Source organism: Pseudomonas sp. C11 (assembly GCF_034683865.1).
In the GTDB taxonomy this organism is placed as follows: Bacteria; Pseudomonadota; Gammaproteobacteria; order Pseudomonadales; family Pseudomonadaceae; genus Aquipseudomonas.
On sequence record NZ_JAWIIP010000003.1, the window covers coordinates 303,466 to 317,076 of the forward strand.

General features: G+C 63.9%; 10 protein-coding genes. 6 read left to right on the forward strand and 4 right to left on the reverse strand.

Going from position 1 to position 13,611, the window contains the following annotated elements:
- Positions 1-47: 47 nt before the first annotated feature.
- The 3 genes from gpmI to VC352_RS07505 all read left to right on the forward strand — a co-directional run bounded on the left by gpmI (position 48) and on the right by VC352_RS07505 (position 4,351).
- Positions 48-1,580 carry a 2,3-bisphosphoglycerate-independent phosphoglycerate mutase gene (gene gpmI, locus VC352_RS07495; protein ID WP_322978955.1) on the forward strand — a complete coding sequence of 511 codons (1,533 nt, stop codon included), beginning with the start codon at positions 48-50 and terminating at the stop codon, positions 1,578-1,580.
- Between the two features lie 187 nt (positions 1,581-1,767).
- The gene (locus VC352_RS07500; protein ID WP_322978956.1) at positions 1,768-3,009 is read left to right on the forward strand and encodes a murein hydrolase activator EnvC; all 1,242 of its coding nucleotides are present in this window, start codon (positions 1,768-1,770) and stop codon (positions 3,007-3,009) included.
- A gap of 28 nt (positions 3,010-3,037) precedes the next feature.
- The gene (locus tag VC352_RS07505; protein WP_322978957.1) at positions 3,038-4,351 is read left to right on the forward strand and encodes a S41 family peptidase; all 1,314 of its coding nucleotides are present in this window, start codon (positions 3,038-3,040) and stop codon (positions 4,349-4,351) included.
- A gap of 61 nt (positions 4,352-4,412) precedes the next feature.
- On the opposite strand, the gene VC352_RS07510 is transcribed toward VC352_RS07505, so the two are convergent.
- Together VC352_RS07510 and VC352_RS07515 are read right to left on the reverse strand one after the other, a co-directional pair.
- On the reverse strand, positions 4,413-5,168 hold the full coding sequence (locus VC352_RS07510; protein WP_322978958.1) for an ABC transporter substrate-binding protein: 756 nt from the start codon (positions 5,166-5,168) through the stop codon (positions 4,413-4,415).
- A 132-nt stretch (positions 5,169-5,300) separates the two neighbouring features.
- Positions 5,301-6,056: an ABC transporter substrate-binding protein gene (locus VC352_RS07515; RefSeq protein ID WP_322978959.1), complete on the reverse strand. Its 756-nt coding sequence runs from the start codon at positions 6,054-6,056 to the stop codon at positions 5,301-5,303.
- A 355-nt stretch (positions 6,057-6,411) separates the two neighbouring features.
- Between VC352_RS07515 and VC352_RS07520 the strand changes: the two genes are divergently transcribed.
- Genes VC352_RS07520 through VC352_RS07530 form a run of 3 tightly spaced genes read left to right on the forward strand, consistent with a single transcriptional unit; the run spans position 6,412 to position 10,782 of the window.
- Positions 6,412-8,127, forward strand: coding sequence for a type I secretion system permease/ATPase (locus tag VC352_RS07520; protein WP_322978960.1), 1,716 nt, complete (start codon positions 6,412-6,414; stop codon positions 8,125-8,127).
- A gap of 4 nt (positions 8,128-8,131) precedes the next feature.
- Entirely contained in the window at positions 8,132-9,454 is a 1,323-nt protein-coding gene (locus tag VC352_RS07525) for an HlyD family type I secretion periplasmic adaptor subunit (RefSeq protein WP_322978961.1), read from the forward strand.
- 2 nt (positions 9,455-9,456) lie between these two features.
- Entirely contained in the window at positions 9,457-10,782 is a 1,326-nt protein-coding gene (locus tag VC352_RS07530) for a TolC family outer membrane protein (RefSeq protein WP_322978962.1), read from the forward strand.
- A gap of 4 nt (positions 10,783-10,786) precedes the next feature.
- Here the strand turns inward: VC352_RS07530 and VC352_RS07535 are convergent, their stop codons facing one another.
- Both VC352_RS07535 and VC352_RS07540 read right to left on the reverse strand, forming a co-directional pair.
- A complete protein-coding gene (locus tag VC352_RS07535) occupies positions 10,787-11,584 on the reverse strand; it encodes a hypothetical protein (RefSeq protein ID WP_322978963.1) in 798 nt (265 codons plus the stop codon).
- Between the two features lie 163 nt (positions 11,585-11,747).
- Positions 11,748-13,580 (reverse strand): tetratricopeptide repeat protein, encoded by a 1,833-nt coding sequence (locus VC352_RS07540; RefSeq protein WP_322978964.1) that lies wholly within the window; start codon positions 13,578-13,580, stop codon positions 11,748-11,750.
- Between the last annotated feature and the right edge of the window lie 31 nt (positions 13,581-13,611).

The window sequence follows — 13,611 nt, forward strand, 5'->3', positions numbered from 1 at the left end:
ATGCCGGGCTGTTCCATGCCCTTTCAGACGCACAGCGAGCCAGTTTAATGAGCGCCACGCCAAAACCCTTGGTTCTGATCATCCTCGACGGCTTCGGTCACAGCGACAAACCCGAGTACAACGCCATCTACGCGGCCAATACGCCGGTCTATGACCACCTGCGCGCCAACTACCCGCACGGTCTGATTTCAGGCAGCGGCATGGATGTCGGCCTGCCGGACGGGCAGATGGGCAATTCCGAAGTCGGCCACATGAACCTCGGTGCTGGCCGCGTGGTGTATCAGGACTTCACTCGCGTGACCAAGGCGATCCGCGACGGCGAATTTTTCGAGAACGCCACGATCAACGCAGCCGTGGACAAGGCCGTGAGCGCCGGCAAGGCCGTGCATATCCTCGGCCTGCTCTCCGATGGCGGCGTGCACAGCCACCAGGATCACATCGTCGCCATGGCCGAACTGGCCGCCAAGCGTGGCGCCGAGAAGATCTACCTGCATGCCTTCCTTGATGGCCGCGACACGCCGCCGAAGAGCGCGCAGCCTTCCATCGAACTGCTCGATGCCGCCTTCGCCCGCCTCGGCAAGGGTCGCATCGCCAGCCTCACCGGCCGCTACTTCGCCATGGATCGCGACAACCGCTGGGATCGCGTCGAGCAGGCCTACCACCTGATCGTCGACGGCGCCGGCCAGTCCAACGCTGCCACCGCCGTGGAAGGCCTGCAGGCCGCCTACGAACGCGGCGAGAGCGACGAGTTCGTCAAGGCCACCACCATCGGTACGCCGGTGCAGGTCGAGGATGGCGACGCCGTGGTGTTCATGAACTTCCGCGCCGACCGTGCCCGTGAACTGACCCGCGCCTTCGTCGAGCCCGACTTCAAGGAGTTCGAGCGCAAGCGCGCACCGCAAGTCAGCTTCGTCATGCTTACCCAGTACGCGGCAAGCATCAAAGCGCCCAGCGCCTTCGCCCCGGAAGCCCTGACCAACGTGCTCGGCGAATACCTGGCGAAGAACGGCAAGACCCAACTGCGCATCGCCGAGACCGAAAAGTACGCCCACGTCACCTTCTTCTTCTCCGGCGGTCGCGAAGAGCCGTTCGAAGGTGAGGAACGCATCCTGATTCCCTCGCCGAACGTCGCCACCTACGACCTCAAGCCGGAAATGAGCGCGCCGGAAGTCACCGACAAGATCGTCGATGCCATCGAAAACCAGCGCTATGACGTGATCATCGTCAACTACGCCAACGGCGACATGGTCGGCCACACCGGCGTGTTCGAGGCCGCGGTCAAGGCCGTAGAAACCCTCGACACCTGCGTCGGCCGCATCACCGAGGCGCTGGAAAAGGTCGGCGGCGAAGCGCTGATCACCGCCGACCACGGCAACGTCGAGCAGATGGAAGATGAATGCACAGGCCAGGCGCACACCGCGCACACCTGCGAGCCGGTGCCGTTCATCTACGTCGGCAAGCGCCCGGCGCGCATTCGCGCAGGCGGCGTGCTGGCCGATGTGGCGCCGACCCTGCTCACGTTGATGGACCTGCCGCAACCAAGCGAGATGACCGGCAAGACCATCGTCGAGCTGCAATAAGGCGTAAGCCGGCCGCTCTTAGCGCAGCCAACGGTACGCCATCTTGCGAAAGCCAGATGGTGTACCGCCTTCGGCGAGGACGCCCTACAATCTTTCGCTCTGCTTACAGCCTGCGGCTTGCAGCTTGCCGCTGCTTTTTTAGGCATACTAAGCGCCATTCGCTACTCCGCCAGGTGTCGCTCACTTCATGCGTCGTGTCCTCCTCCTCGTTCTGCTCAGCAGCCTGCTCGCTCCGGTCATGGCCGACCAGCGCGCCGATACCCAGCGCCAGCTGGATGCGGCACGCCAGGACGTCACCGAGCTGAAGAAACTGCTGGAGAAACTGCAGCAGGAAAAATCCGGCGTGCAGCAGCAGTTGAAGAAGACCGAAACCGACATGGGCGACCTGCAGAAGCAGGTCAACGAGCTGCAGCGCGAGCTCAACAGCAGCGAGGCGGAAATCCAGCGCCTGGATCAGGAGAAAAAAAAACTCCAGAGCGCACGCGCTGAACAGCAGCGACTGATCGCCATCCAGGCCCGCGCGGCCTACCAGAGCGGCCGCCAGGAATACCTCAAACTGCTGCTCAACCAGCAGAACCCGGAAAAGTTCTCGCGCACCCTCACCTACTACGACTACCTGAGCCATGCGCGCCTGGAGCAACTCTCGGCCTTCAACGAGACCCTGCGCCAACTGGCCAACGTCGAGCTGGAAATCACCAGCCATCAGACCCAACTGCAGGCACAGAAAGCGGAACTGGATCAGCGCCACGCTCAGCTCGCCGAAGCCCGCAAGGAGCGCCAGCAGGCGCTGGCCAAGCTCAACAGCGAATACTCCAGCCGCGATCAGCGCCTCAAGGCCCGCGAGCAGGAGCAGGCCGAACTCGGCCGGGTACTCAAGACCATCGAGGAAACCCTGGCGCGCCAGGCCCGCGAAGCCGAGGAAGCGCGCAAGCGCGAACTGGCCGCCCGCGAAGCGCAGCCAAGAGGCCATGCCAAACCCGCCTCCAGTGGCCCACTGGTCAGCTCTGGCGCGGTCTACGGCGGGCCTTTTGCCAGCGCACGCGGCAAACTGCCTTGGCCAGTCAATGGCCGATTGGTAGCAGGCTACGGAACCCCTCGCGGCGACGACGCTCGTACTAAGTGGGACGGCGTACTGATCGGCGCTCAGGCCGGCAGCCAGGTACGCGCCGTGCATGGTGGACGCGTGGTGTTCGCCGACTGGTTGCGCGGCGCCGGCCTGTTGGTCATTCTCGACCACGGCAACGGTTACCTGAGCCTGTACGGCCACAACCAGAGTCTGCTCAAGCGGGCCGGTGACGTGGTCAAGGCCGGTGAAGCCATTTCCACGGTTGGAACCAGTGGCGGCCAGGATACCCCGGCCCTGTATTTCGCCATCCGCCAGAACGGCCGCCCGAGTGATCCGGCACAATGGTGCCGCGCGCAGGGATAAGCGCTTTACTCATTTAGGAGTTGTCTTCATGCACCATCGCTTCCGCCCCACCTGCCTGGCTCTGGCCCTTGGCCTGCTGCTCGGCGCTCCTGCCCTGCAGGCTGCAGAGCCCGCCCCCGCGCCGGCGGCGAGCAGCAAGGCGGCACCGCTGCCGCTGGATGAACTGCGCACCTTCGCCGAGGTGATGGATCGCATCAAGGCCGCCTATGTCGAGCCGGTCAGCGACAAGGAACTGCTGGAGAACGCCATCAAGGGCATGCTCAGCAACCTCGATCCGCACTCGGCCTACCTCGAGCCGGAAGCCTTCGCCGAACTGCAGGAAAGCACCAGCGGCGAATTCGGCGGCCTGGGCATCGAGGTCGGCATGGAAGATGGCTTCGTCAAGGTGGTCTCGCCCATCGATGACACACCCGCCTCGAAGGCCGGCATCCAGCCCGGTGACCTGATCGTCAAAATCGACGGCCAGCCGACCAAGGGCCTGTCGATGATGGAAGCCGTGGACAAGATGCGCGGCAAGGCCGGCAGCAAGATCGAGCTGACCCTGGTGCGTGACGGCGGCCGCCCGTTCGACATCACCCTCACCCGCGCCGTGATCAAGGTACGCAGCGTCAAGAGCCAGTTGCTCGACGACGGCTACGGCTACCTGCGCATCTCGCAGTTCCAGGTCAACACCGGCGAAGAAGTCGGCAAGGCCCTGGCCAAGCTGCGCAAGGAAAACGGCGACAAGAAACTGCGCGGCCTGGTCATGGACCTGCGCAACAACCCCGGCGGCGTGCTGCAGGCTGCCGTGGAAGTGGCCGACCACTTCCTCAAGAGTGGCCTGATCGTCTACACCGAAGGCCGCCTGGCCAACTCCGAACTGCGCTTCAACGCCGACCCAGCCGATGCTAGCGAAGGCGTACCGCTGGTGGTGCTGATCAACGGTGGCAGCGCTTCGGCCTCGGAAATCGTCGCCGGCGCCCTGCAGGACCACAAACGCGCCGTACTGATGGGCACCGACAGCTTCGGTAAAGGCTCGGTGCAAACCGTGCTGCCGCTGAACAACGACCGTGCGCTGAAACTGACCACCGCGCTGTACTTCACCCCCAACGGTCGCTCGATCCAGGCGCAAGGCATCGTCCCCGACATCGAGGTGGCCCGCGCCAAGGTCACTCGTGAGCAGGACGCCGAAGGCATCAAGGAAGCCGATCTGCAAGGCCATCTGGGCAACGGCAACGGCGGCGCTGATCGCCCGACCAAGGCAGCACAGGCCGCGCGCACCGACCGCCCGCAGGACGACGACTACCAGTTGAGCCAGGCGCTGAACCTGCTCAAGGGCCTGAACGTCACCCGCGGCGACTGAACCCGCACGCTGAAACGAAAAAGCCCGGGCCAGATGCCCGGGCTTTTTCATGACGCGACCATCAGAGGTAGTTGTTGGTCACTTCCTCGATGAAACCTTCGTCGCGCATGCTATCCAGCGCCTTCTGCAGGCGCTGCACGACCTCATCGGGGGTGTCCTTGTTCAGGGCCAGGTACAGCTCGGCATCCTTGAAGCGCAATACGGTGTTGAGGCCGGTCACGTCTTCCTGCTTGGCCAGGTAACGCCCCACCGGATCGGTGGTAGCCCACAGGTCGATCTGCCCGCGCACCAGCTTCTTCACGTTCTCCTGATCCCGCAGCGCATTGATCGGCGCCAGCCCCTGGCTTTCCAGGCTCTGGCTGACCGCGTCGTTCTTGTAGGCACCGATACGGTACTTGGCCGCATCCTTCAGGCTCGACACCTTGATGTCGCTGCCGGGGGCGGCCAGCAGCACCCAGCCAGTCTTGGCGATGGGGCCGACCCATTTGAACAGCGGCTTGCGCTCCTCGGTGTAGGTGGTGGAGAACAGGCCGTAGTTGGGCTTTTCCAGGGTCAGGCGGTACAGGCGATCCCAGGGAAAGCGCAGCGTCAGGGTGTAGCCGATGCCGGCACGCTTGAACATCTCGCGCACGATGTCGGCACTGATGCCGTCGATCGAGTCGTCACGGGCGAAGTTCTTGTCATCGACCGCCATGTTGAACGGCGGGAAGTTCTCGGTCAGCAACACCACCTTGTAATCCGCAGGCAACTCCGCACGGGCCAGACCAGCCGCACAGAGCAGGGCGAGAAACAGACTTTTCTTCAGTATTTTCAACATAGACGTACCGCTCGCATGATTTGTGGTTATGGCTCGCGGCATCCCTGCGTTGACCTGGGCCCGGCTATCGGCACCCAGAGAGTCCGCCATCCATGGCGAGCAGCCGGCTTGTGGCCGACTGCCAGGTTCTATCTAGAGGTAGCGCCCCTGAATCTCGTCGATCACGCCCTCGGCACGCATGCCATCGAGCGCGGCCTGCAATCTGGCCACGAGGTCGTCGGCCGTCTCGTGGTTCAGGGCCAGGTAGAGTTCTGCGCTATCGAAGCGCAGAACGGTTTTCAGCCCCCCAATGCCCTCCTGCTTGGCCAGGTAGCGCCCGGCCGGATCGCCCGTAGCCCACAGATCGATCTGCCCAGCCATCAGCTTGCGTGCATTCTCCTGATCACGCAGCGAAGCGCTGTGCTCGATGCCCTTGTCGGACAGGTATTGCGAGATGGCGTCCCCCTTGTAGGCACCAATGCGGTACTTCGCGGCCTGTTCGAGGCTCTCGAGACGCAACGGGCTATCGCCCTTGGCCAGCATGACCCAGTCATCCGGCCCAATCGGCCCAACCCACTTGAACAGCGCTTCACGCTCGGGCAAACGTGCCGTGACGAACACGCCATAACCCGGTTTTTCCAGCGCCAGGTTATAGATGCGATCCCAGGGGAAACGCAGGGTCAGGTTGTAGCCAACGCCCGCGCGCTTGAACATCTCTCTGACGATCTCCACGGCAATGCCGTTGATGTTTTCGTCCTGTGCGAAATTCTTGCCATTGGTCGCCATGTTGTAGGGCGGAAAGTTCTCGGTCAGCAGCACCAGGGATTCGGATTGGCTTACCTCGGCGCGCGCAGTACCGACCAGCACCATAAGAGTGCTACCCAGCAGCATCAGCAAGCGTTTAAACATGACATTTCTCGTGTTGATATCAAACAGACTGCACGAGGATAACCGCCATGTCCGCCGCAGCACAGTGATAGCTGGCAGACCGCCACCCACACAGGCCGAAACGGGGCGCAGAATGTGCCACTCCGTGAGCCCTTTCACACTAGCAAGTTCTACACCAGCCAATCCTTCAGCACACTGGCCAACGCCTGAGAGATCGCTTGCCTGGCAGAGCCCGCCCACTGGAAGCACCAGTGTCATCACTCACACCAACACGGCTAAAGTGTGAGTGAGCGCCTGCCGACATAGGGGGCACAGAAGTCCAGCGCAAGCCCTGCCAATAATGGCATCATGCCGGACCTGCCGAGAATGCCCGTTTATGCGTCTACGCCTCGACCCCCGCCGTGATATCGATGCCGCCCTGCTGCGCTATCGCAACCTGTTCTGGGTCATCGCCCTGTTCAGTGGCGTGATCAACCTGCTCACCGTGGTACCCGCGCTCTACATGATGCAGGTCTTCGACCGGGTCATGGCCAGTCGCAACGAAACCACCCTGCTCCTGCTGACCGTGCTCGCGCTCGGCCTGTTCCTGCTCAGCGCGCTGGTGGAATGGGTACGCGGCCAGGTGATGATCAAGATGAGCGTCGGCATCGATCTCGACCTCGGCGAGCGCCTGTTCGGCGTTGCCTTCCAGAAGAGCCTGAAGGAACACAATGCCAACCCGGCGCAGGTACTCAGCGACCTCAACGCCCTGCGCCAGTTTCTCACCGGCTCGGCCCTGATCGCCCTGCTCGACCTGCCTTGGATGCCGATATTCCTGATCGTCACGGGCATGCTGCATCCCTGGCTGGGCCTGTTCACTCTGCTCGGCGCGCTGATCCTGTTCGCCCTGGCGCTGTGGAACGAGCAGGCCACACGCAAGGGCATGGACGAGGCTAACCAGATTTCCGTGAACTCGGCCAAGTACGTCAACAGCACCCTGCAGAATGCCGAAGTGATCCAGGCAATGGGCATGCTGCGCAATCTGCAGCAGCGCTGGGCGGCAATGCAGCATCGCCTGATCGGTGCACAGACGACGGCCAGCGACAAGGCAGCGAAGATTTCCACCATCACCCGCCTGGTACGCACCGCCTGGCAGTCACTGGCCATGGGTCTGGCCATGCTGCTGATCCTCGATGGGCAGATTTCCGGCGGCGTGATGATGGCTGCCGGGTTCCTCATCAGCAAAGCCATGCTGCCGGCCGAACAGGCCATCGGCTCCTGGCGCCAGCTCGACGGAGCCAAGGCCAGCTATCGCCGCCTGTGCCAGTTGCTCGAGGAATTCCCGCGCCAGGCCGAGCGTATGAGCCTGCCCACGCCGACCGGCGCCATCCGTATCGAACGCCTGATGGTCACGCCCCCGGGCAGCAAGCGCCCGGCCGTCAACGGTATCGACCTGGCCCTGAACAAGGCCGAAGTGCTAGCGGTGATCGGCCCCAGCGCGTCCGGCAAATCCACCCTGGCGCGGGCCATGGTGGGCGTGTGGCCGGCCAGTCATGGCTCGGTACGCCTGGACGGCGCCGAGATCAACCAGTGGGACAGCGAAGCGCTCGGCCCGCACCTGGGCTACCTGCCGCAGGATATCGAGCTGTTCGATGGCACCGTGGCCGAGAACATCGCGCGCTTCGGCGAGGTCGACTCCGACCAGGTGATCGAGGCTGCCACCCTGGCCGGCATCCATCAGATGGTGCTGCGCTTCCCGCAGGGTTACGACACCCAGCTGGGCCCTGGTGGCCTGGGGCTGTCCGGTGGGCAGAAACAGCGCATCGGCCTGGCTCGGGCGCTGTACGGCAAACCGGCGCTGATCGTCCTCGACGAACCCAATTCCAACCTCGATGACGCTGGCGAGAGCGCCCTGGTGGCCGCCATCGATGCCTTGCGCAAGCATGGCTCGACCGTGGTGCTGGTGACCCACCGCCCGAGCGTGCTGGCCGTGGTCGATAAACTGCTGGTGCTGCAGGAAGGCACGCAGAAGATGTTCGGCCCACGCGATCAGGTGCTCAAGGCGCTTCTGCCGCCCAGCGCCACCAGCAGCGCCAGTGTCCAGACGAGTTGATGCCATGTCCAGCACCCTAACCTCTCCGCCCGACATCAACCGCGACGCCAGCAAGACGGCTCGCCTCGGCCTGTGGATCATCGCCATCGGCCTGGGTGGTTTCATCCTCTGGGCCGCCCTGGCACCGCTGGCACAAGGCGTTGCCGGCAGCGGCACGGTGGTGGTCGCCGGCGAGCGCAAGACCGTGCAGGCGCTGGCCGGCGGTGCGGTGGAGAATATCCTGGTGCGCGAGGGCGACCGGGTCGCCGCCGGGCAGGTACTCATCCAGCTCAATACCATCCAGGCCCAGTCGCAACTGGAAGTCGCTCTCAGCCAATGGTTCAGCGCACGCGCCAACGAGGCCCGGCTGAGCGCGGAGCGTCATGGCCTCGACAACATCGCCTGGCCGGACGATCTGCTGGAGCGCGCCGAAGACCCGCGCGCCAAACGCAACATGGATCTGCAGACCAACCTGGTCGAAACCCGCCGCGCCGAACTGGCTAGCCGCCGGCAAATCCTCGAGAACCAGACGGCCTCGCTGCTCGAACAGCTGCGTGCCTATGAGCAGATCAAACGTCATCTGGAAACCCAGCTCGACTACCAGCGCCAGGAGCTCGATGGCCTGCGCCAACTGGCCGCCGAAGGTTATGTGCCGCGTAATCGCCTGTTCGAGGCCGAGCGCAATTCATCGCAACTCAGCGCCCAGCTCACCGCCGGGGTGTCGGATATCGGCAAGACCCGCCAGAGCATCACCGAGACCAAGCTGCAGGCGCTGCAACTGCAGCAGAGCTTCCGTATCGATGCCGAGTCCCAGTTGGCCAGCGTGGCCGCCGAGGCCTCCAGCCTGTCGGAACGCATCAAGGCCCTGGAATTCGAAGTGAACAACGCCGCCATTCGCGCACCGGTCGCCGGCCAGGTGATCGGCCTGGCCGTACACACCGAAGGGGGCGTGATCCCGGCGGCCCAGCGCCTGATGGACATCGTGCCGCAGGGCTCGGCCTGGATCATCAAAGCCAAGTTCGAGCCGCTGGTCGCTGACCGCCTGAAGACCGGGCTGCCAGTGAACCTGCGCTTCTCCTCGCTCAACAGTGCCACCCTGCCGGTGGTCGAGGGGACGGTGCTGACGGTATCCGGTGACCAGTTGCTCGACGACAAGACCGGGCAGCCCTACTTTTCCGTCGAGGTGGAAGTCGGCGCAGAGGCAGTCGCGCATCTTCAAGCTCATGGCCTGGAGGTCAAGCCAGGCATGCAGGCCGAGGTGCTGGTGCAGACGGGTGAGCGCACCTTCCTCAAGTACCTGCTCAGCCCTCTGGAAAAACGCATCCGCGGCGCGCTCAAGGAAGAATGACCATGCGCCTGCTGATTCTCACCCTGTCGAGCCTCCTGCCCCTGATGGTTTGCGCCGCCGAGCAGCCCCCCATGAGCCTGCTCGATGCCTACGACAATGCGCTGTATAACGACCCGAGCTTTCAGGCAGCCACTTCCGACTACCAGGCCAGTCAGCAGGAAAAGGACATCGGGCTCGCCCCTCTGCTGCCGCAGGTCAGCCTGAACGGCAACTACGGCAGCACCCGCCAGCTCAGCGGGCGTGATCTCGACAGCGGCACCATCGACCAGCGTTACACCACCAGCGGCCTCAGCATGAGCGCTCGCCAGACGCTCTACGATCGCGCCAAGGCGGCTTACTACGCTCAGGCCAAGGCTCGCCAGCGGATGGGTGAGGCGCTCTACGACGACGCCTTCCAGGAACTGTTCCCACGGGTTGTGGAAGCCTACTTCGAGGTCGCCCGCCAGGAAAACGAACTGCGCCTGAGCGAGCAGCAGCAGATCGCCATCGAAGGCCTGGTCAAACAGACCCGGCGTCTGTTCGAGGCCGGCGACGGCACCATCACCGATATCGACGAGGCCCAGGCACGGCTCGACCTGATCCTAGCCCTGCAGATCGAGACTCGCGCGCGCCTGCAGGCCGCCCTGCATGCCCTTTCCGGCCGCACCGGTGTGGGGGTCGAGACGATCACGGCCATGGATGACGAACTGCCCCCTGCAGCGCCCTTGCTGGCCGAGCAGGATCTCGCCTTCTGGCAGGCCCAGGCACGCAGCGCAGCGCCGCGCATGGATGCACGCCGGGAATCGGTCGCCGTCGCGGAGGCGGAAGTCGGCGTGCAACGAGCCGGCCATTATCCGACGCTAGCACTGGTCGGCGAGCTCAACCACAGCGACCGTGACAACCTCAGCGAGGACTACCGACGCCAATCCACCTCCTACCTGGGGCTGTCGCTGAGCGTGCCGTTGTATGCCGGTGGCGGTGTAAATGCGGCCTCGCGTAAATCGCAGTACGCCCTGTCCAGCGCCCAGTCACAGCTCGACGACGAGGCCCGGCAACTGGCCGAGGACATCGAGCGCAGTTACCTCGGCGTGGTCAGTGGTTATGCCAAGAGTCGCGCCCTGCAGACGGCCGTGCGCTCCAGCCAGCGCGCGCTGGAGTCAGCAGAAAAAGGCTACCAGGCTGGGGTACGTTCGACGGTGGACATCCTCAATGCGCAACAGAGCCTGTTCGCCGCGCGCCGCGATCTGCTCAACAGCAAGCTGGACATGCTGCAGAGCCTGGTCGTGCTGCACGCACGCAGCGGCCTGATGCACCGGGGCGTGATGCAGCGCATCGAACAGCTCTTCTGACGCGTCAGCGCAGGCGATCACGCAGCGCCGTGAACGCCTCCAGATACTGGCCGAAGCCCTGCTCGCGCATGGCGATCTTCAGCGCATCGCTCATCACCGCCTCGAGCCGGAACTGGTTCAGGCGACTGGCCGACCAGGCACAATCGAAGGTGTTGTAGGCACGCACTCGCCATTGCGGCTCGATGGCCAATAACAGCGATGCCAGGCGCTCCATCAGGAACACCTTGCACGGTACCGCGCCCGGATAGGACGAGGACTGGCGCAGGCGCTCGGCCAGTTCGCTGCTCTCCTGCTCGCAGATGGCAAACAGTTGCTCGTTGAGTTCAAGCCAGCGTCGCCAGAAGGCCGGCCGGGCGACGATGTAGTTGCTGAACACCACCTGCCGCGAATCCATTACCAGGTTGCGCAGCGCCAGATCGATGCCGGCACGCGCCAGGAAGGCCTGGCTGGTCTCGAGGAACCCCGGCTGGAACAGCTCTTCCTGCTCGAAGACGTTGAGGAAGAAAGCGCCCATGTCCGGCTGCGGGCTGAAGGTGCAGACATCAGCGCCGCTGGCCTGCACGAAAGCCGTCACATGAGCATGGTCGAGCCCGGTCTTTTCCTTGAAGCGTGGCGAAAAGAAGCCGTAGAAGGCCTGCTCGTCCAGCGGCTGCTCCAGCAGGAAGCGGCGGATCGGCCAGTACTCGCGCCAGTCGTCGCGCTCGTGCGCCATATTGTCGAGCAACTGGTAACCGGCGGGCATGTCCCGGTAGGTCGCCTCCGAGTAGGCAATATGAAACAGGTGGACGGCATCGGCGGACATCGGGGGCATTCTCCGGAACAAAGATCTGTACGAAAAGTCGTCGAGCGAAGGTCAGGCAAGGCAAAAACAGGCGAAGAAGCGGAGTTTACGTGTTGTAAATGAGCATTCTGAGCCTGTTTTTAACGCAGCATCACCGATGCGCAGACACTTTTTCGTATGGAGCTTAGCGGTGGTGCTGATAGGCAGTACTGACGGCATCCTCGAAACTGCGTACGAAGCGTGGCATGTCGAACAGCAGCGAGGTCTCCCGCCCCTGTTGCAGGCGCTGGCGCAAAGCCGCCAGTTGCGCGGGATCACGCGCCAGCTCGACCGCCCGTTGCTCGTAGTCAGCCAGGTTGTCGGTGATCAGCTCGGGCAATTCCAGCGCGGTGAGCAGGCTGCCGGCCATGCGCGAGGCGAAGGTGCGACCGGAACGCGTCAGCACCGGTAGCCCCATCCACAGGGCATCGTTGGCCGTGGTGCCGCCATTGAAGGGGTAGGCATCGAGGAACAGATCGGCGCAGGTGTAACGAGCCAGGTACAGCTCCGGGGCGACACGCGGGGCGAAGATCAGGCGCTCGGCGGCCACGCCGTGGCGCTCGGCACAGGCGATCAGGTTGGCCTGCGACCACTGGTTGTCGGCCAGCAGCCAGAACAGGCTGTCCGGCACGGCGGCGAGGATACGCATCCAGCAGGAGAACATCTCCTCGTTGAACTTGTAGTTGTTGTTGAAGCAGCAGAAGACGAAACGATCCTCCGGCAGGCCGCATTCGCTACGCGACGGCAACGGCGCCACCGGGCGTTGGCGATCGCTGCACTGGAACACCGGCAGGTACAGCGGCTTCTCGCTGTAGAAGGGTTTCTCGTCTTCCGGGATCAGGTAGCGGTCGGCGATCACGTAGTCGACGCAGGGCAGGCCGGTTGGGCCGGGGAAACCCAGGTAGGTCAACTGCAAGGGAGCCGGGCGGTAGGCGAGGATATTCGGCCGCGCCCCGGAGGTCAGGCCCTGCAGGTCGACCAGGATATCGATCTCATGCTGGCGGATCAGTTGCGCGGCGCTGGCATCATCGAGACTGCCGATCGGCAGGAAGTGATCCATGGCCGCCTTCACCCGCGCCCGCAGCGCCGAACCATCCTCGCGGCTCCAGCAGAAGCCGTAGACCTCGAAGCGCTCGCGATCGAGCAGCTCGAACAGCTCGACCGTCAGCAGCGACACCGCGTGCAGGCAGAAGTCCGAGGACAGGAAGGCGATGCGCAGCTTGGGATGGGTATAGCCGTTGGGCGGCGCCAGCAGGGCGACGCGCTGATTGACACGCTCACTGACGAAATGCATGGCGGTCGCCAGCTGCAGGCCCGGATCATCACTGGCCGACAACATCGCCAATGGCGAGGTGGACTTGAGCAGGTCACCGCGCGACAGCCCCGCCGTCGGCTCGAACACCGGCCACTGGCACTGCTTCTGGCGCAGGTGCACCCAATGCTGGATCACCTTGGGCTGGTCGGGCTCGGCCTGCAGGCTGGCCAGCAGTTTCTGCTCGGCCTCCTCCAGCTTGCGCACTTCTTCCATCAGGCGGCCCATGCTGTTGAGCACCATGACATACAGGTCGTGGTTCAGATCAGGCGCCACCAGCGGATGATCGAGCATCGACTGCCAGATGATCAGGGCGTTTTCCGCGCGCCCCTGGCGCTCGATCACCGCACCCAGGTTGAACCAGGCTTGGACGAAATCCGGCTTGCGCGCAATCGCCGCACGGTAGGCCTGCTCGGCAGCCGGCAACTGTTCCAGCTGCGACAACGTCACGCCGAGGTTGAACTGCACGATGTAATCGGCGCTCGAGCTGCAGTGCTGCAGCCAGGTCTGGTAGAGCCGCACCACGTCGGCCGGTCGACCAGCATGGCCCAGGCGCTCGGCCACGGCGATCAATTGCATGGGTTCGAGTGCGGCCTGTTCGGAAAACTGCAGCGCCGTGAGCAGCACCAGATCGAGATTCGGACTTTCCAGCGGATTGGCGGACATGTAGACGTCTTATCGGCAATGGGTTGCACAT